This is a genomic window from uncultured Paracoccus sp., from assembly GCF_945915435.1.
Classification (GTDB): Bacteria; Pseudomonadota; Alphaproteobacteria; order Rhodobacterales; family Rhodobacteraceae; genus Paracoccus.
Genome location: NZ_CAMEFG010000001.1, coordinates 33926 through 52417, shown reverse-complemented (window position 1 = coordinate 52417; position 18492 = coordinate 33926). Strand labels below are relative to the sequence as shown.

The window sequence follows — 18492 nt, the reverse complement described above, 5'->3', positions numbered from 1 at the left end:
CTATCCCTCGATGAAATGCGGTTTGAAACGGGAAAGGTTGTGGGTGATGCGGGCGCGATCCTCGCGCAGGCCCAGGCCCACGCAGGACCGTCCGACGATCCAGGCGCCCAGGACCGGGTGGAAGCCGTCCATCAGCGGCAGGGGCGCCAGCGCCTGCACGATCATGGGGTGGTGCGAATAGCTGTCGTCGCCGGTTTCCTCGGCGATCCGGCCATCCTGATGGATCGCGACCCCCGCCCCCTCGCGCGAGAACAGCGGCTTGGTGACATGGCCTGCCCGCAGCGCGTCCTGCGCCGCCGCGAAGGCGCTGGCGACATGGGGCGCGGGCGTGCCGCCCCGCAGCGCATCGGCCACGTCGGCATGGAAGAAGGCGGGCAGCAGGTTGGGATGGCCGGGAAACATCTGCCACAGCAGCGGCAGCATGCCCTTGTTCGACAGCACGGCCTTCCACGGCGGTTCCAGAAAGCGGGTGCGCGAGGATTGCAGATGCGCGGCGAATTCGTCGCGCAGCATGTCCTCCCACGGGTAAAGCTTGAACAGCGTGCCGATTACCCGGTCCTGGTCGTCGGTGAACTGGCCCTGGTCGGACAGCCCGATGCCGGAAAGGTCGGTGAAATGCGCGCCCATCCCCGCCTCTCGCGCGGCCCAGGCAAGGGCCTCGACGGTGGCGTAATCCTCGGGGTTGTCCTTGTCGGCGGCGAAATGGATCTCGGTCCCCGGATCGGTGATCTGGCCGAAGCGTTCGACCAGCGATTCGTGGATGGCGTTGAACTGGTCGGTATCGGGACCAAGCACGCCAAGCTGCTGCTGCTCTTCCAGCCACAGCCACTGGAACGAGGCGGATTCGTAAAGCGAGGTCGGCGTATCCGCGTTGTATTCCAGCAGCTTTGCGGGGCCGGTGCCGTCATAGGACAGGTCCATCCGGCCGTAAAGTTCAGGCTCGTCATGGGTCCACGATTGGGCGATCAGGTCGTGATGCTGGCGCGGGATCGCCAGGCGTTCCAGCCATTCCTCGTCCGCGACGGCCAGCGCCACGGCCTCGCGGCACATGTCATGCAGTTCGGTGGCGGGGTCCTCGATGTCGCGCTCGATCTGGTCCAGCGTGAAGGCATAGGCGCTGGTTTCGTCCCAATAGGGTTCCCCGCCCATGTCGGCGAAGGTAAAGCCAAGCTCGGCGGCGCGGTCGCGCCAGCCGGGGCGCTCGGGCAGGGTGATCTTGCGCATGGGGCAGCCTTTTCAGGGTTTGTCCACCAGATGGCAAGGACGGCTCTGGGATGCAACCCCGGCGAGGCATCGGGGCGGCATCGGGGCGGGGCTGGCGGGTTTCCTACGTTGCGTCGGCGGGACCGTTCATGCCTATACATAAGGCGGCGTTTGCGATTACGATCGCGACTTGCTTCAACCCGCGCAAGGCGGCGGTCCTGTTCCCCTTGCCCCTTTCGCGCGAAGGGGTCATCCTCGGGGCCACGGATATGCCGCGAGACAGGCGGCCAACAGGGAATCACCATCATGACCAGAACCATTTCACTGCGTGCCCTTCTTCTGGCGACGGCGGTTGCAGCCGCTCCGGCGGCGATGGCCGAGACGCCCGCCGACATGCTGGTCGTGGCCGCGCAGGTCGACGACATCATCAGCCTGGACCCGGCGCAAAGCTTCGAATTCTCGGGCAACGACGTGGGCTGGAACCTCTACGACCGGCTGGTCGATTTCGACCCGCTGGACCTGGAGGCGGGCCTTCAGCCCAGCCTTGCCGAATCGTGGGAGGTCAGCGAGGACGGCACGACCGTCACCCTGACCATGCGCGAAGGCGTCACCTTCCATTCCGGCAACCCCGTCCGGGCCGAGGACGCGGCGTGGTCCTTGCAGCGCGTCGTCAAGCTGGACCTGTCGCCCGCCTTCATCTTCACGCAATTCGGCTTTACCCCCGATAACGTCGAGGAACGCATCCGCGCCGAGGGCAACCAGGTGATCCTGGAACTGGACCAGCCCTATGCGCTGTCCTTCGTGCTGAACTGCCTTGCCTCGAACTCGGGCGGGATCGTGGACAAGGAAACCGTGCTGGCCAACGGCGGCGAGGACGACCTGGGCAATGCCTGGCTTTCGACCAATTCGGCAGGCTCGGGGCCTTACACGCTGACGGCATGGCGTCCGAACGAACAGGTCCAGTTGCAGGCATATGAAGACTATTGGGGCGGCGCGCCGGAAATGAAGCGCGTCGTCGTGCGCCATGTCCAGGAAAGCAGCGCCCAACGCCTGCTGCTGGAACGCGGCGACGTGGACGTGGCGCGCAACCTGTCGCCCAACGACGTCCAGGGGCTGGCGGGCAACGACGCCCTGACGGTGACGTCCGAGCCGCGCGGGCGCATCCTCTATATGGGCCTGTCGCAAGAGGATCCACTGCTGCAACAGCCGCAGGTGGTCGAGGCGATCAAGCACCTGGTCGATTATCAGGGCATGGCCGACAGCTTCCTTGAAGGCCAGTGGATCGTTCACCAGAACATCATTCCGGCGGGCTATCTGGGTTCGACCGATGAAAACCCGTGGTCGCTGGATGTCGAAAAGGCGCGCGAACTGCTGGCCGAGGCGGGCGTGACCTCGGGGACGCTGCGCACGGTCGTCCGCGACATCCGCGAATATGTCGATGTGGCGCAGACCTTGCAGGCCTCCTTTGCCGAGGCCGGGCTGACGCTGGAAATCCAGCAGATGACCGGCGCACAGGTGCTGGACGCCTATCGCGCGCGGCAGGTGCCGATCTTCATCGGCGAATGGGGGCCGGATTACGCCGACCCGAACACCAACGTCTCGACCTTTGCCGTCAACCCCGACAACTCGCCCGAGGCGCGCCATTCGCAACTGGCCTGGCGCAACTCGTGGGCGGTGCCGGACGACCTGGCCGAAAAGGTCGCCGCCGCCGTGGTCGAGAACGACACCGAGACCCGCAGCCAGATGTATCTGGACATCCAGAGCCAGTATCGCGAGATCGCGCCCATCGTGCCCATGTTCCAGCGCGTCGAGCAGGCCGGGATGCAGGCCAACGTCCAGAACTGGTCGGCGGGCGGCTCTGTCGCCTCGGTCTCTTACCGTCAGGTCGTGAAGGGCGAATAACCCTTGGCCGTCATGGAACCCCCGCAGGGCGGACAACCGCCCTCGGCCCTGCCTCCGGCCGGTATGACGCCGCCGGGGCGGGGGCATTCGTCGGCCATGCGGCGGCGGCTGGTCAAGATCGGCGGCATCGTGCTGTCGCTGGTGCTGACGCTGCTGGGCCTGCTGGTCGTGACCTTCGTGATCGGGCGGGTCATGCCCATCGACCCGGTGCTGAAGGTGGTGGGCGAACGCGCCACCCAGGCCCAATACGAGGCCGCCTATCAGGCGCTTGGGCTGGACCGCCCCTTGTGGGAACAGTTCCTGCGTTATGTCGGCGACGTGCTGCGGGGCGATTTCGGCCGCTCGATTTCCACGGGCCACCCCGTGGCCGACGACCTCAGGCGCGTGTTCCCGGCCACGATCGAGCTTGCGACGCTGGGCACGCTGATCGGCGTCTGCGTCGGCGTGCCGCTTGGCGTGATCGCGGCGGCCAAGCGGGGAAGCTGGATCGACCAGGTCGCGCGGGTCGTGGCGCTGGTGGGCTATTCGATGCCGATCTTCTGGCTGGGCCTGATGGGGCTGCTGATCTTTTACGGCATCCTGGGCTGGGTCGGCGGGCCGGGACGGCAGGGCATCATCTACGACGGCATGGTGCCGAACGTCACCGGCATGATCCTGCTGGACAGCGCGCTGGCGCGCGACTGGGGCGCGTTCCGCGATGCCTTTTCCCATATCATCCTGCCCGCCTGCCTGCTGGGCTATTTCAGCCTTGCCTATATCAGCCGCATGACCCGCAGCTTCATGCTGGAACAGCTTTCGGCGGAATACATCACCACCGCCCGCGTCAAGGGCCTGTCGGAAACCCGCGTCATCTGGGGCCATGCGCTGCGCAATATCGCCGTGCCGCTGATCACGGTGATTGCGCTGTCCTTCGGTTCGCTGCTGGAAGGTTCCGTGCTGACCGAGATCATCTTCAGTTGGCCCGGCATCGGGCAATATATCACCAACGCGATGCTGGCGGGCGACATGAACGCCGTGCTTGGCGGGACGGTCCTGATCGGCGCCTGTTTCGTGGGGCTGAACCTGCTCAGCGACCTTCTCTATCGCTTCCTTGATCCGAGGGCGGGCTGATGGCGGACAGGACCATGACAAGGCGCGAATGGCTGCTGTCGGACGCCCCGCAATCGCGCAGGCAGGCGCGGCTTGGCGCGGCCTATCAGGGCTGGCGCACCTTCCGGCGCAACAAGCTGGCGATGCTGGGGCTGATCATCCTGGTGCTGCTGGTGCTGACGGCGATCTTCGCGCCCTGGATCTCGCCGCAGAACCCCTATGCGCAGAACCTGGCGAACCGGCTGCAACCACCTTCGGGCGCGAACTGGCTGGGCACGGACGCGCTTGGCCGCGATATCCTGTCGCGGCTGATCTGGGGTTCGCGCACGACGCTGTTCATCGTGGGCACCGTGGCGCTGGTGGCGCCCATCATCGGACTGTTCATCGGCACGGTGGCGGGTTTCGCGGGCGGCTGGGTCGACCAGGTGCTGATGCGGGTGACCGACATCTTCCTGGCGTTCCCCAAGCTGATCCTCGCGCTGGCCTTCGTCGCGGCGCTCGGGCCGGGGATCGGCAACGCGGTGCTGGCGCTGGCGCTGACCTCGTGGCCGCCCTATGCCCGCCTTGCGCGGGCCGAGACGCTGACCATCCGCCGCGCCGATTTCATCGCGGCCGCGCGCTTGCAGGGCGCGGGACGGACGCGGCTGCTGATCGGGCATATCTGGCCGCTGTGCCTGTCGTCGATGATCGTGCGGGTGGCGCTGGACATGGCGGGGATCATCCTGTCCGCCGCGGGGCTTGGCTTCCTTGGCCTTGGCGCGCAGCCGCCGCTGGCCGAATGGGGCGCGATGATTTCGGACGGGCGCAACTACATCCTGGACTTCTGGTGGGTCGCGGCCATGCCGGGCCTTGCGATCTTTGTCGTCAGCCTTGCCTTCAACCTGCTGGGCGACGGTTTGCGCGACGTGCTGGACCCGAAAGGAGCCAAGGAATGACGACGGATGCCCCCCTGATCAGCGTCCGCGACCTGCGCGTCAGCTTTCCCACCCGCAGCGGCACGTTCGAGGCCGTGCGCGGCGTCAGCTTCGACCTTGGCCGCGAAAGGCTGGGGGTGGTGGGCGAAAGCGGCTCGGGCAAGTCGATGACGGGGCGCGCGATCCTCGGCCTCGTCCGTCCGCCGGGCAAGGTCACGGCGGCCAGCATGACGCTGGACGGCCAGTCCATCCTGAACCTGCCGCAGCGCCGGATGCGCAAGATCCGGGGCCAGCGCATCAGCATGGTCATGCAGGACCCCAAGTTCAGCCTGAACCCGGTCATGCCCATCGGCCGCCAGATCGTCGAGGCTTACCGCCAGGGCAGCAACGCCTCGCGCGCCGACGCCCGTGCCAAGGCGCTGGAGATGCTGGCCGCCGTCCAGATCCGCGACCCCGAACGGGTTTTCGACGCCTATCCGCACGAGGTTTCCGGCGGCATGGGCCAGCGCATCATGATCGCCATGATGCTGGCCCCCGACCCCGAGGTGCTGATCGCGGACGAACCCACTTCGGCGCTGGACGTATCGGTGCGGACCGAGGTTCTCAACATCATGGACCGGCTGGTGCGCGACCGGGGCATGGGGCTGATCTTCATCAGCCACGACCTGAACCTGGTGTCGCAATTCTGCGACCGGGTGCTGATCATGTATGCGGGCCGGATCGTCGAGCAGCTTGACGCCAGGGACCTGCACAAGGCCCGCCATCCCTATACGCAGGGGCTGCTGAACAGCCTGCCCCGGCTGGACCACCCGGTCGAGCGGCTGGCGGTCTTGCAGCGTCAGGAAAGCTGGCGCGACGGCCAGACATTCGAGGGGGGCGCCTGATGCTGGATGTGCGAAACCTGAACGTCTGGTTCGGCCACCCGCCCGAGCGCGTGGATGCGGTCCGCGAGGTTTCCTTTCAGGTGGCCGAGGGCGAAAGCTTCGGCCTTGTCGGCGAAAGCGGCTCGGGCAAGTCCACGATCCTGCGCGCGATCACCGGGCTGGTGGATACATGGTCGGGGCAGGTAAGCGTGGCGGGCGAGACCATCGCCGGATCAAGGCGCAGCCGGGCCTTTCACAAGACCGTGCAGATGGTGTTTCAGGACCCCTATGCCAGCCTGCACCCGCGCCATTCCATCGACCGGGTGCTGTCCGAGACGCTGCGCCTTCAGGGCATGGACGGCATCGACGGGCGCATCACCCGGCTGCTGGATTCGGTGGGCCTGGGCAAGGGTTTTCGCTTTCGCTATCCTCATCAGCTTTCGGGTGGCCAGCGCCAGCGCGTGGCCATTGCCCGCGCCCTTGCCGCCGAGCCGCGCCTGCTGCTGCTGGACGAGCCGACCTCGGCGCTGGATGTCTCGGTCCAGGCCGAGATCCTGAACCTGCTGGCCGATCTGCGCCGCGAACACGGGCTGACCTATGTGATGGTCAGCCATGACCTGTCGGTCGTCGGCCACATGTGCGACCGGCTGGCCGTCATGCGCGGCGGCGAACTGGTCGAGGTGATGGGCGTGGCAGACCTGCGCGCGGGCAATGCCGCGTCCGATTATGCGCGCAGCCTGATCGCGGCCAGCCTTGGCTATGTCCGCGATTCCGCCTGATCCGGGGGCGCGGCCCGCCGGTCGCGCCGCCTGACGGCCAGGTTGCGGGCGGCAAAGGCCGCGACAAAGATCGCCGTCAGCAGCAGCACGATGGTTGCCGCCGGTGCGCTGTCCAGCCAGAAGCTGGCCAGCACCCCGCCTTGCGTGCCCGCCAGCGCGACCAGCACCGATACCGCCAGCATCTGCCCAAGGCTGCGCGTCACCAGGAAGGCGATGGCCCCCGGCGCGATCAGCAGCGACACCGACAGGATGATGCCAACCGCGCTCATCATGGAAACGATGGTCAGCGACAGCGCGGCCAGCAGCGCGTAATGGGTGACGCGGACCGGCAGCCCCGCTACCCGCGCCTGCACCGGGTCGAACGAGATCAGCGCCAGGTCGCGCCATTTCAGCAGCAGCCCCGCCACCACCACGCCCGAGATCCAGCCCGACAGCCGGATATCTTCCGCGCCCACCCCCAGCATGTTGCCGAACAGGATGTGATCCAGGTGCAGCGAGGTCTGCGCCTGCGTGTAAAGCACGATCCCCAGCCCGAACATCCCCGACATGACGACGCCCAGGATGGTGTCCTGCTTGACCCGGCTGTTTTCCTGCAAGAAGCCCGACAGCAGCGAACAGACCATGCCCGCGACGAAGGCCCCCGCCAGCAGCGGCGCGCCCAGCATGTAGGCCAGCACGACGCCGGGCAGGACGGCATGGCTGACCGCATCGCCCATCAGCGACCAGCCGCGCAGGACCAGAAAGCAGGACAGCAGCGCCGCGGGCACCGCGATGATGGCCCCGATCAGCGCCGCATCGCGCATGAAGGGGAATTGCCAGGGCAGGGTCAGCCACTCCATCACGGCGCCCCTTCGGCGGCGTGGCGCGCGCGGCGGCGGGCGGCCAGCATCCCGTGTTTCGGGGCCAGGAAGAAGGCAGCAAGGAAGATCAGCGTTTGCAGCACCACGATCACGCCCCCCGTCGCACCGTCCAGGAAGAACGAGAGATAGGCCCCCACGGCCGAGGTCGTCGACCCGATCGCGACCGACAGCCCGATGATGCGGGGAAAGCGGTCGGTCAGCAGATAGGCCGTCGCCCCCGGCGTGACCACCAGCGCGATCACCAGGAAGGCCCCGACCGTCTGCATCGCCGCCACCGTGCAGGCGGCCAGCAGCGCGAAGAACAGCACCCGCAGGCGCGCGGGGTGCAGCCCGATGGCGCGGGCATGGGATTCGTCGAAGAACACCACCATCAGGTCGCGCCATTTCGCGCCCAGGATGGCCAGGGAAACGCCTCCGATCAGGGCCAGTTGCAGCGTGTCGCCGGGGCTGATCGCCAGGATGTTGCCCATCGTGATGGTCTGGACGCTGACCGACATCGGGTTGAGCGAGATCATGAACAGCCCCAGCCCGAAGAAGCCGGTGAAGATCAGGCCGATGATCGCGTCCTCCTTCAGCCCCGTGCGGGCGTTGAGGAATTGCATCGTCAGCGCCGCCAGCCCGCCCGACAGGAAGGCCCCCAGCGAAAAGGGCAGGCCCAGCATATAGGCGCCCGCGACGCCCGGCACGATCGAATGGCTCAGCGCGTCGCCGATCAGCGACCAGCCTTTCAGCATCAGATAGGCCGACAGGAAGGCGCAGACCGCCCCCACCAGTGCCGAAACCCAGATCGCATTCGCCATGTAGCCGTATTGGAAGGGCAGCAGCAGCGTTTCGGTCATTCGCGGCGGTCCTTCTGCTCGCGCGTCGTGCGGTGCTTTTCATCGTAAAAGACCAGCGGGCGCTCGTCGTCGGAAAACACCGTCAGCGCGCGCGGGTCGTCGTCGTCATGCAGGTGATGGGCGCCAAGCACGAAATGGCGCAGCACGCCGCCGAAGGCCGCCCTGAGGTTTTCGGGCGTGAAGACCTGATCCGTCGGACCGGATGCCAGCACCGTGCCCCGGACCAGCACCACCCGGTCGCAGAATTCGGGGACCGAGCCGAGGTCGTGGGTCGAGACCAGCATCACCCGGCCCTCGTCGCGCATCTGCCGCAGCAGGTCGATGATGGCGTATTCGGTCTGCACATCGACCCCGGTGAAGGGTTCGTCCAGCAAGATGACGCGGCCCCCCTGCGCCAGTGCGCGGGCAAGAAAGACGCGCTTTCGCTGTCCACCCGACAGTTCGCCGATCTGGCGTTTGCGGAAATCGCCCATGCCGACGCGGGCAAGGGCATCGTCCACGGCGGCACGGTCGGCGGCGCGGGGGATGCGGAAAAAGCCCATATGGCCGTAGCGGCCCATCATCACCACGTCCTCGACCAGGACGGGAAAGGACCAATCCACTTCCTCGGCCTGGGGGACATAGGCGACGAGGTTCAGCTTCTGTGCTTGGGCTACGGACATGCCAAGGATCGAGACATGGCCGGAAGATGCTGGAACAAACCCCATCAGCGCCTTGAAAAGCGTCGATTTTCCGGCGCCGTTCATCCCCACCAGCGCGGTGATCGAGCCGGTCGGAACCTCGAAAGCCGCGCCGCGCAGGGCGGTATGGCCGTTGCGATAGGTGACCGTCAGGTCGCGAACGCCGATCCCCGTGGGGGCGTCACTCATCCGCAGGCCCTCCAACCGCCAGACCTGAAACGATGGTTTCCGAAGTGACGCGCAGCAGGTCCAGGTAGGTCGGCACCGGCCCGTCGGATTGCGACAGGCTGTCGACGTAAAGCACCCCGCCATATCGGGCGCCGGTTTCCGCCGCGATCTGGCGGGCGGGGCGGTCCGAGACGGTGCTTTCCGAAAACACCGCCGGGATATCGTGTTCGCGGATGGCATCGACGACCTGGCGCACCTGCTGGGGCGTGCCCTGCGCATCGGCGTTGATCGGCCACAGGTAAAGTTCGCGCAGCCCGAAATCGCGGGCAAGATAGCTGAATGCGCCCTCGGAGGTGACCAGCCAGCGGCGGTCCTCGGGCAGGGTGCGCAGGGTTTCGCGCATCGGTTCGATCATGTCGCGGATCTGCTGCTTGTAGCTTTCGGCATTGGCGCGATAGGCATCGGCATTGGCGGGATCGGCCCCGGCCAGCGCCTCGGCGATATTGTCGACATAGATCGCCGCGCTGTCCGGCGACATCCAGGCATGCGGGTTGGGCTGGCCCTGCCAGGCGCCGTCCGCGATCGGGATCGGTTCGACCCCTTCGGTCACGACAACGGCGGGGATGTCGCCCAGATTGGCCAGGAACTGTTCGAACCAGGCCTCTAGCCCCATGCCGTTCCACAGGATCAGGTCGGCGTCGCTGACCCGGACCAGATCGCTTGGCGTCGGCTCGTAGCCGTGGATCTCGGCGCCGGGGCGGGTGATCGAGACGACCTCGGCCCCGTCGCCTGCGACGTTGCGGGCCATGTCGGCGATGACGGTGAAACTGGTGGCGACCTTCAGCGTCTCGGCGGCGGCAGGGGCGGCGAGGGCAAGCGCGGCCAGCACGGCAAGCGATGCCCTGGGGCTGGCGGTTGGCGGGCGGCGGGACATGGTGGCTCCGGTCGTGGTGGGCGGCGGGTTGTTGCGAGTGGTTTGCACTGTCGTCTTGATGAGAACAATTCGCAAGGGGTGCCGGGTTGCATTTCCGTGAAAGGCGGGGCAGGAACGGCAACCGGCGGGCATTTTGGCGGGGGATCGCTTGAGCGGAACGGGGCTGGTCGTCCATGACAGGATCATCTCGGACCGGGGATCGCGCTATGCGGTCTCGGGCGGGCCGGCGGCAAGCCGCGCCGAGGCCGCGCTGCTGCTGGCCGAGTTGAAGCGCAACAAGCGTTTCGCCAAGGCGACGCATAACAGTTGGGCCGCCATCCTGGGCGGCGAGCCGGTCAAGGACGACGACGGCGAAAGCGGGGCCGGGGCGCTGATGTTGCAGATGCTGGAACGCGCGGGCGTCGCCGATCATGTCGTGATCGTGACGCGGTGGTATGGCGGCAAGCACCTGGGCGGCGACCGGTTCCGCCATGTCGCGGATGCCGTGCGGCTTTACCTGTCGCGGCGGTCTGGATCGTAGCGCGCTTTTCTGCGGCGCCGGTCGGTTTTGCGTCGTCGGGCCGTGGGTATTTGGGTGATGAAGAAAGGTATCGGGCCGCCCTATCCGGGCAGGTCGGCGGCATGTTTGCGCAGCAGTTCCAGCGGCAGGATGTCCAGTGCGCGGCGGTGGGTTGCCGCCAGCACGACCGGCGGCGCCACGTATTCCTGCGCCGCTTGCAGGAAGCGCGCGGCGCACAGGCACCAGCGGTCTCCGGGTTTCAGGCCGGGGAAGCGGTATTCGGGGCGCGGTGTCGAGAGGTCGTTGCCGAGGTATTTCGAGAAGGCCAGGAACTCGGCCGTGACGATCACGCAAACGGTATGGCTGCCCTGGTCCTGCGGGCCGGTGTTGCAGCAGCCATCGCGGAAGAACCCGGTCAGCGGGTCGGCCGAACAGGGAAGCAGCGGGGTTCCGAGCACGTTGATCGCGGGGTCCATTCGTGGTTCCTTTCCGGGTCTCAGCGGAAGCGCGAGGCGAGGTTGCGCAGCTTGTCGGTCAGGGTCTCGGGCGGTGTTTCGGCTTGCGTGGGCGGCTGCGGCCTGTCCTTGCGCGGCTGGCCGGCGTTCGGTCGGGGCGGGTTCAGGCGCAGGGCGACCTTGTTGAGGAAGGCGGCGTCCTCATCCGCGGCGAGGTCGGGTGCGGCGTCCGAGATGGCGCGCAGCAGGTCGTCGATCAGGGCGTCTTCGGATTTGGGGAAATCCGACAGGACATGGGCCGCGACCCGGTCCTTGTGGCCGGGGTGGCCGATTCCGATGCGCAGGCGGCGGTAGCCCTCGCCGATATGCTGGTGGATCGAGCGCAACCCGTTGTGGCCCGCGTGGCCTCCGCCCGTCTTGAGGCGCAGCCTGCCCGGCGGCAGGTCCAGCTCGTCATGCAGGACCGTCACATCGGCGGGGTCGAGCCTGAGATAGCGCATCGCCTCGCCCACGGATTGCCCCGAGAGGTTCATGAAGGTCGCGGGCTTGAGCAGCGAGACGCGCCGGTTTCCCAGCCTGCCCTCGGCCAGATGGCCCTGGAAACGCGCGCGCCAGGGCGCGAAACCGTGATCGGCGGCGATGCGGTCCAGCGCCATGAAGCCGATATTGTGGCGGTTTTGCGCGTATTTCTGGCCGGGATTGCCCAAGCCGACGATCAGTTTCATCATTCACCTGCCTGCCTGCGCCGTTTCATACAATGGCCGGCGGGAAGGAGCAAATTTTATCCATCTCTTGCCCTTGGCGGGCGGCGTTACTAAGACTCTGTCAAACAATGCCGCTTACAAGCTGGTTCGGGGCGCGCCTTGCGCCCGTGGCGGGCAGGGCGAGCGTGGCGCTAACAGGCAAGGAACAAGATGCAAGACCCGGCAGAATTCTACATGAACAACCTGGTTCCGATGGTGGTCGAGCAGACCAGCCGCGGCGAGCGGGCCTATGATATTTTCTCGCGCCTGCTGAAGGAACGGATCATCTTCCTGTCCGGGCCGGTCCATGACGGGATGGCCACGCTGATCTGCGCGCAACTGCTTTTCCTTGAAGCGGAAAACCCGACCAAGGACATCAGCATGTATATCAACAGCCCCGGCGGCGTCGTGACCGCGGGACTGTCGATCTATGACACGATGCAATACATCCGCCCGCGAATCTCGACGCTGGTGGTGGGGCAGGCGGCCTCGATGGGGTCGCTTCTGCTGGCGGCGGGCGAAAAGGGCCAGCGCATGTCGCTGCCCAACAGCCGGGTGATGGTGCATCAGCCCTCGGGCGGGTATCAGGGGCAGGCGACCGACATCCTGATCCACGCGCGCGAGACGGAAAAGCTCAAGCGCCGCCTGAACGAGATCTATGTCGAACACACCGGCCGCACCCTGGCCGAGGTCGAGGAGGCGCTGGAGCGCGACCGCTTCATGTCTCCGGCCGAGGCAAAGGACTGGGGCCTGATCGACGAGGTGATGGCCCCGCGCGGCAAGGCCGTCACGGAAAGCTGATCGGCACGTTTAGGGATTGTGACCGGGGGTCGCCATCCCTAACATGACAAGGACACCGGCGCGGGCCGTTGCTCGTCCGCAATGCGAAACGAAGGCGCAAGGCGCGTTGCCCCTTCGAACCAGAGGCAAGGAACTGAATCATGGCGAACCAGCCCGGCGGCGACAGCAAGAACACGCTTTATTGCAGCTTCTGCGGCAAGAGCCAGCATGAGGTCAGGAAGCTGATCGCAGGCCCGACCGTGTTCATCTGCGACGAATGCGTGGAACTGTGCATGGATATCATCCGCGAGGAGACGAAATCCTCGGCGCTGAAATCCGGCGATGGCGTTCCCACCCCGCGCGAGATCTGCGCGGTTCTGGACGATTACGTGATCGGGCAGGAACATGCCAAGCGGGTGCTGTCGGTCGCGGTCCACAACCACTACAAGCGGCTGAATCATTCGTCCAAGTCCGACATCGAACTGGCCAAGTCGAACATCCTGCTGATCGGCCCGACGGGCTGCGGCAAGACGCTGCTGGCGCAGACGCTGGCGCGGATCCTGGACGTGCCCTTTACCATGGCCGACGCGACCACGCTGACCGAGGCGGGCTATGTCGGCGAGGATGTGGAAAACATCATCCTCAAACTGCTTCAGGCCAGCGAATACAACGTGGAACGCGCGCAGCGTGGCATCGTCTATATCGACGAGGTCGACAAGATCACGCGCAAGTCCGACAACCCCTCGATCACCCGCGACGTGTCGGGCGAGGGCGTTCAGCAGGCGCTGCTGAAGATCATGGAGGGCACGGTGGCATCGGTGCCGCCGCAGGGCGGGCGCAAGCATCCGCAGCAGGAATTCCTGCAAGTGGACACCACGAATATCCTGTTCATCTGCGGGGGCGCCTTTGCGGGGCTGGACCGGATCATCTCGCAGCGCAACAAGGGCACGGCGATGGGTTTCGGTGCCAGTGTCAAGGAAAACGACGACAAGGGCGTGGGCGAGCTGTTCAAGGAACTTGAACCCGAGGACCTGCTGAAATTCGGCCTGATCCCCGAATTCGTCGGCCGTCTGCCCGTGATCGCCACCCTGACCGATCTGGACGAAGAAGCGCTGATCATCATCCTGACCCAGCCCAAGAACGCGCTGGTCAAGCAATATCAGCGCCTGTTCGAGCTGGAAAACGTCAAGCTGACCTTTACCGACGACGCGCTGAGCGCCATCGCCCGCCGCGCGATCAAGCGCAAGACGGGCGCCCGCGGGCTGCGCTCGATCATGGAGGATATCCTGCTCAACACGATGTTCGACCTGCCGGGTATGGACAGCGTCAACGAGGTCGTGGTGAATGAGGATACGGTCGAAAACCCCTCGGCCAAGCCCCTGCTGATCCACGCCGACGCCAAGAAGGAACAGGCTTCGGCAAGCTGATCCGCACGCGCCCGTCGGCACTGGACGGGCGCGCGCGATTTTGCGATATGGCTGCTGTCGCTTTTGAAGAGGCTGGAAGATGTCCCTGATTGCCCGAATCTTTACCTGGTGGAACGGCCAGACCCTGAACACCCGGTTCTGGACATGGCGGAACGGCAAGAAGGTCGGCGAGGATGCCGAGGGCAATGTCTTCTACCAGACTGCCGACGGAAAGCGGCGCTGGGTCATCTACAATGGCGAATCCGAAGCCAGCCGGATTGGCGCGGAATGGAACGGCTGGCTGCATCACACGGTGGATGAGCCGCCCACGGTCGCGCCCCTGCCGCGCCGCGAATGGGAAATGCCGCATCGCCCCAATGAAACCGGAACCGAGGCCGCCTATCACCCCGCAGGCTCGCTTTATCGTCCGGCCCCGGTCGTGCGCAAGGATTACGACGCCTGGCAGCCGGAATAGGCAAGGCCGCCCCGACCTGGGTATCGCGCGCCTTGGGTATCCTGCCCGTCAACTGCCGGGACACGCTGGCATCGGCGGATTGGCGGGCAAGAGCGCCATTGATCGCGAGTTACCGAAAAAGGCGGGCGTCGCCGTGCCGATCCCGAATTGATAATGCCCGGCGCGGGATGGGCCGTTTCACCCGTCGGATGGGGGGTGGACGGTTCCTCTGGCTTGCGAGGCTTGACTCGGCTGCGCGTGAGATCGGGTTTTGCGGCCTTCGCGCGCAGGATGTATCGCATGCGTCAGGGCAGGGTTGTGCCTGAGGAGATGCGGCCTTTCGCTGCGGCGACCGTGCAGCGGGCACGGCTTCACGGCGACAAACGGCCTGCGCCTTTTCCAGGCCCCTGCGGGGGGCTTGGCTTATGGGGGCAGCATCGCAAACAGGTTTTCCGCCGGCGCGGTCACCTCGCAGGACGACAGGTTCAACACGGGAAACAGCGTCAGCAGGACCGAGACCAGCCCGATCCATGCGCCCGCGCGGGCGATCACCCCGGCGGTGCTCTTGTCGTCCGGCATGGCCCTGACGATCAGCAGGCCGATGGCCAGCGACAGCAGCCAGCCCGACAGCAGGACGAAGCGGTGCAGGTCCCAGACCGGCGCGGGCAGGGCGGTCCAGCCAAGCGCGCATCCCAGCCCGTGCAGCGCATAGATCGCGGCGAAGGCGAAGGCCCACCACAGGGGACCCAGCAGGGCTCGCAGGGGCCAGCTCATCACGCGGCCTCCTGCAAGATGACGAGGGCGGCAAGGATGGCCGCGCTGGCAAGGCTGTAATCCTGCCAGAGCCGCCAGACCGGGGCGGCGCCGGGACGGTCGGCGGCGATACGCCCGTCGCGGCGCTGCACGACGCATAGCCAGGCAAGCATTGCGCCGACCACGGCATGCAGCACGACATAGCCAAGCCCCGCCCCGCGCAGGGCATCGCGGGCATGGGCGGTCGGGTCGTCAAGCCTCAGGGCCAGCAGCGCCAGCAGCAGCACCGCCGCGATATTCGCGCCCGCCGCCAGCCCGGCACCGCGCCCCTGCGCCAGCCGCGCGCAGCCCGAGGCAAGGGCCAGCAGCCCGACCGTCCCGGCCGCCAGCAAGGCGGAACCCTGCGCCACCGTGCTGGCGGGGGCGGGCCAGTTGGGGGCGATCACCGTCAGGAAACCCACCGCAAAGAGATAGCAGGCAAACAGCGTTCCGTCCGCGATCAGCGTGCAGACCATGCCGGTCCGCGCCAGCCCGTCGGGAACGTGCCAGCTTAGCGGCAGTTGCAGCCCCGGCGCGACCGTGACCTGTGCGTGGCCCTGCCGGGTGCCGGTGAAGCCCTGCCAGCGCCAGCAGATCGCGGCGATGGCGATCAGCCCCAGCGGCGCCAGCGTATAAAGCCCGAACAGCATCAGCAGCACGAAGACCCCGATGGTGGCGGCGGTGGTGATCGGCAGCATTGCATTGCCCGGCAGCACGGCGACATGTTCGGGCCGGCCCGAGATCATGTTCACGACCAGCGTTTCGCGCTGGTGGCGGGGGGCGCCGGGCAGGGCGCCCTCGCCTCGGGCCAGCGACAGGGCGTCCCGCGCGCCTTCGATCGGCAGCGAGGCGATGTTGTAGACCGTCGAGGGCTTGGGCAGCGCCCATTCCAGCGTCCCCGCGCCCCAGGGATCGCGCCCGGTGCGCGGACCATAGCGCGTTTGCAGGATCAGCCCCAGGGCGAACAGCGCGAATCCCGCCGCCATGACGAAGCCGAAGATCGAGCTGACAAGGTTCGGCAGCACCCATTCGGGATTGTCGGGATAGAGGTCGATGCGGCGCGGCATTCCCAGCAGCCCGGTCAGGTGCATGATGAAGAAGGTGCCGTGAAACCCGATCAGGACCAGCCAGAAGGCGGCCTCGCCCATGCCCCGGATCGCCCTGCGCCCGGTGAAAAGCGGCATCCAGTAGGCGATGCCCGCCATCATCGGAAAGACGAAGCCGCCGATCAGGACGTAATGCAGATGCGCGGTGACAAAGGCCGTGTCGTGGACCTGCCAGTTGAAGGGGACGATAGCCAGCATCACGCCCGTCAGCCCGCCCATGACGAAGGTGGAAAAGAACCCCATCAGGTAAAGCATCGGCAGCCGCATCTGCGGACGGCCCTTCCACATCGTCCCGATCCAGGCGAAGATCTGCACCGCCGTCGGCACCGCCACCAGCGCCGAGGCGGCGGAAAAGAAGGCCAGCGCCATATGCGGGATGCCGACCGTGAACATGTGATGCACCCACAGCCCGAAGGACAGGAACACCAGGCCGAGGACGGCGGCGACGATGGCGCCGTAGCCCATGATCGTGGTGCGGCACATCACCGGCAGGATGGTCGAGATGGCGCCGGCGGCGGGCAGGAAGATGATATAGACCTCGGGGTGGCCGAACAGCCAGAAAAGGTGCTGCCACAGCAAGGGATCACCCCCGCGCGCCACGTCGAAGAAGGGCCAGCCGAAGGCGCGCTCGATCTCCAGCAGGATCGAACCCAGGATCAGCGGCGGAAAACCCACCAGCATCATCGCCGCCGTTCCCAGCATATACCAGGCGAACAGCGGCATCTGCGTCAGCCGCATCCCCGGCGCGCGCATCCGCAGGATGGTCACGGTGATCTCGATCGCGGCGGCCAGTGCGGAAATCTCGACGAAGGTGATGCCCAGCAGCCAGACATCGGCATTGATGCCGGGGCTGTAGGCCTTGGACGACAGCGGCGTATACATGAACCAGCCGCCGTCCGGCGCGACGCCACCCAGCAGCGCCAGCAGGATGATCGAGCCGCCGAACAGGTAGCACCACCAGCCAAGCGCGGACAGGCGCGGAAAGGCCAGGTCGCGCGCGCCCAGCATCTTGGGCAGAAGATACATCGCCAGCCCCTCCAGCATGGGAATGGCGAAGAGAAACATCATGATGCTGCCGTGCATCGTGAAGATCTGGTTATACAGGTCGGTATCAAGGAACGCGCCGTCATGCGTGGCAAGCTGCGCCCGGATCAGCATCGACAGTACGCCCGCGACGCTGAAGAACGCAAACGAGGTCAGCATGAAGCGAAAGCCGATCTCGCTGTGGTTCACCGACACAAGGATGCCGCGCCAGCCCTTGGGGCGGCCCCAGATGCGGGTCAGTTCGTGATGAAGGCGCAGGGCGTTCTGCGGCGGGTTGGGTCGGGGTTGCGTCATTCGTCGCCCTCGTCGGTCAGGGTGGGCGGATCGTCGGGCGGATAGGCCAGCACCTCGAAACGCATCCCGGCGTAGCCGCGCCCCGAGAACTCGGCCGAGGTGCCATGATACAGGCCCGGCGCGTCGGCCTTGATGCGCAGCACGTTGTGGCGGCCGGGCAGGGCGTCCATCTTGCCCGCCAGCCGCGGCACCCAGAAGCTGTGGATCACGTCCTGCGATGTGATGACGACATCGACCGGCGTGGCGGCGGGGATATGCAGGCGGTCCGTGGTCTCGATCCATCCGCCGTCGGGACCGGGCTGGCGAAAGCGCCATTGCCATTGGCTGGCGATGGCCTCGACCCGGTGGACCTGCGGGCCGGGGCGGGGTTGCAGCCGCTCGCCCACCCAAAGCCCGCCGCCGACAAGGGCGGCCAGGATCGTCATGGTGAAGGCCAGGCCCATGCCGTGGATCCAGAACCGTTCCGACGGCTGGCGAGGACCGTCGCGGCGAAAGCCCAGCCAGACCAGCGCCATGACCATGACGGTCAGCAGCCCGGCGCCGGTCAGCATGGCCCACCACAGCACCGCGATCTGCGCCGCCGCCGGTCCTTGCGGGTCCAGGATCGACAGCGGGCCTTCGCAGCCCGCCAGCAGCAGCGGAACCGCCAGCAACCCCAGGCGTTCGCCTGATGCGGGCCGCCTGCCGC

The 18492-nt window shown here is 66.6% G+C and carries 19 protein-coding genes; 9 read left to right on the top strand and 10 right to left on the bottom strand.

Features of this window, described 5'->3' with window-relative positions; all coding sequences use genetic code 11:
- On the bottom strand, window positions 1–1224 hold the full coding sequence (locus Q0O97_RS00305; RefSeq protein WP_294923114.1) for a glutathionylspermidine synthase family protein: 1224 nt from the start codon (window positions 1222–1224) through the stop codon (window positions 1–3).
- Window positions 1225–1509: 285 nt separating this feature from the next.
- On the opposite strand from Q0O97_RS00305, the gene Q0O97_RS00300 reads away from it, so the two are divergent.
- The 5 genes from Q0O97_RS00300 (at window position 1510) to Q0O97_RS00280 (ending at window position 6750) form a co-directional block, all read left to right on the top strand.
- Entirely contained in the window at window positions 1510–3105 is a 1596-nt protein-coding gene (locus tag Q0O97_RS00300) for an ABC transporter substrate-binding protein (RefSeq protein WP_294923109.1), read from the top strand.
- Between the two features lie 96 nt (window positions 3106–3201).
- On the top strand, window positions 3202–4215 hold the full coding sequence (locus tag Q0O97_RS00295; protein ID WP_294923433.1) for an ABC transporter permease: 1014 nt from the start codon (window positions 3202–3204) through the stop codon (window positions 4213–4215).
- Window positions 4215–5129 carry an ABC transporter permease gene (locus Q0O97_RS00290; RefSeq protein WP_294923106.1) on the top strand — a complete coding sequence of 305 codons (915 nt, stop codon included), beginning with the start codon at window positions 4215–4217 and terminating at the stop codon, window positions 5127–5129. Before Q0O97_RS00295 ends, Q0O97_RS00290 begins: the two co-directional genes overlap by 1 nt.
- Window positions 5126–5992, top strand: a complete 867-nt coding sequence (locus Q0O97_RS00285; protein WP_294923103.1) for an ABC transporter ATP-binding protein — start codon at window positions 5126–5128, stop codon at window positions 5990–5992. The genes Q0O97_RS00290 and Q0O97_RS00285 overlap by 4 nt, the downstream gene beginning before the upstream one ends.
- The gene (locus Q0O97_RS00280) at window positions 5992–6750 is read left to right on the top strand and encodes an ABC transporter ATP-binding protein (protein ID WP_294923100.1); all 759 of its coding nucleotides are present in this window, start codon (window positions 5992–5994) and stop codon (window positions 6748–6750) included. Before Q0O97_RS00285 ends, Q0O97_RS00280 begins: the two co-directional genes overlap by 1 nt.
- Here the strand turns inward: Q0O97_RS00280 and Q0O97_RS00275 are convergent.
- The 4 genes from Q0O97_RS00275 to Q0O97_RS00260 are packed head-to-tail and all read right to left on the bottom strand — an operon-like array spanning window position 6729 to window position 10231.
- Window positions 6729–7589: a metal ABC transporter permease gene (locus Q0O97_RS00275; protein ID WP_294923096.1), complete on the bottom strand. Its 861-nt coding sequence runs from the start codon at window positions 7587–7589 to the stop codon at window positions 6729–6731. The genes Q0O97_RS00280 and Q0O97_RS00275 overlap by 22 nt on opposite strands.
- A complete protein-coding gene (locus Q0O97_RS00270; RefSeq protein WP_294923093.1) occupies window positions 7589–8449 on the bottom strand; it encodes a metal ABC transporter permease in 861 nt (286 codons plus the stop codon). Before Q0O97_RS00270 ends, Q0O97_RS00275 begins: the two co-directional genes overlap by 1 nt.
- Window positions 8446–9318 carry a manganese/iron ABC transporter ATP-binding protein gene (locus tag Q0O97_RS00265; protein ID WP_294923090.1) on the bottom strand — a complete coding sequence of 291 codons (873 nt, stop codon included), beginning with the start codon at window positions 9316–9318 and terminating at the stop codon, window positions 8446–8448. The genes Q0O97_RS00270 and Q0O97_RS00265 overlap by 4 nt, the downstream gene beginning before the upstream one ends.
- Window positions 9311–10231 carry a metal ABC transporter substrate-binding protein gene (locus tag Q0O97_RS00260; RefSeq protein ID WP_294923087.1) on the bottom strand — a complete coding sequence of 307 codons (921 nt, stop codon included), beginning with the start codon at window positions 10229–10231 and terminating at the stop codon, window positions 9311–9313. Before Q0O97_RS00260 ends, Q0O97_RS00265 begins: the two co-directional genes overlap by 8 nt.
- A gap of 163 nt (window positions 10232–10394) precedes the next feature.
- Here Q0O97_RS00260 and Q0O97_RS00255 point away from each other — a divergent pair, with 163 nt between their 5' ends.
- Window positions 10395–10751, top strand: coding sequence for a YigZ family protein (locus Q0O97_RS00255; protein ID WP_294923431.1), 357 nt, complete (start codon window positions 10395–10397; stop codon window positions 10749–10751).
- A gap of 80 nt (window positions 10752–10831) precedes the next feature.
- Here Q0O97_RS00255 and Q0O97_RS00250 read toward each other — a convergent pair whose 3' ends face one another.
- Both Q0O97_RS00250 and pth read right to left on the bottom strand, forming a co-directional pair.
- Window positions 10832–11206 (bottom strand): DUF2237 domain-containing protein, encoded by a 375-nt coding sequence (locus Q0O97_RS00250; protein ID WP_294923084.1) that lies wholly within the window; start codon window positions 11204–11206, stop codon window positions 10832–10834.
- A gap of 20 nt (window positions 11207–11226) precedes the next feature.
- Window positions 11227–11910 (bottom strand): aminoacyl-tRNA hydrolase, encoded by a 684-nt coding sequence (gene pth, locus Q0O97_RS00245; protein WP_294923428.1) that lies wholly within the window; start codon window positions 11908–11910, stop codon window positions 11227–11229.
- A gap of 189 nt (window positions 11911–12099) precedes the next feature.
- Here pth and Q0O97_RS00240 point away from each other — a divergent pair, with 189 nt between their 5' ends.
- The 3 genes from Q0O97_RS00240 to Q0O97_RS00230 all read left to right on the top strand — a co-directional run bounded on the left by Q0O97_RS00240 (window position 12100) and on the right by Q0O97_RS00230 (window position 14589).
- Window positions 12100–12729: an ATP-dependent Clp protease proteolytic subunit gene (locus Q0O97_RS00240; protein WP_294923081.1), complete on the top strand. Its 630-nt coding sequence runs from the start codon at window positions 12100–12102 to the stop codon at window positions 12727–12729.
- A 140-nt stretch (window positions 12730–12869) separates the two neighbouring features.
- Window positions 12870–14135: an ATP-dependent Clp protease ATP-binding subunit ClpX gene (gene clpX / locus Q0O97_RS00235; RefSeq protein ID WP_294923077.1), complete on the top strand. Its 1266-nt coding sequence runs from the start codon at window positions 12870–12872 to the stop codon at window positions 14133–14135.
- 79 nt (window positions 14136–14214) lie between these two features.
- Window positions 14215–14589 carry an NADH:ubiquinone oxidoreductase subunit NDUFA12 gene (locus tag Q0O97_RS00230; protein WP_294923074.1) on the top strand — a complete coding sequence of 125 codons (375 nt, stop codon included), beginning with the start codon at window positions 14215–14217 and terminating at the stop codon, window positions 14587–14589.
- Window positions 14590–14991: 402 nt separating this feature from the next.
- On the opposite strand, the gene Q0O97_RS00225 is transcribed toward Q0O97_RS00230, so the two are convergent.
- The 3 genes from Q0O97_RS00225 to Q0O97_RS00215 are packed head-to-tail and all read right to left on the bottom strand — an operon-like array spanning window position 14992 to window position 18457.
- Entirely contained in the window at window positions 14992–15342 is a 351-nt protein-coding gene (locus Q0O97_RS00225; protein ID WP_294923071.1) for a hypothetical protein, read from the bottom strand.
- Window positions 15342–17804, bottom strand: coding sequence for a cytochrome c oxidase subunit I (gene ctaD, locus Q0O97_RS00220; RefSeq protein ID WP_294923066.1), 2463 nt, complete (start codon window positions 17802–17804; stop codon window positions 15342–15344). Before ctaD ends, Q0O97_RS00225 begins: the two co-directional genes overlap by 1 nt.
- Window positions 17801–18457, bottom strand: a complete 657-nt coding sequence (locus Q0O97_RS00215; RefSeq protein WP_294923062.1) for a cytochrome B — start codon at window positions 18455–18457, stop codon at window positions 17801–17803. The genes ctaD and Q0O97_RS00215 overlap by 4 nt, the downstream gene beginning before the upstream one ends.
- Window positions 18458–18492 lie beyond the last annotated feature (35 nt).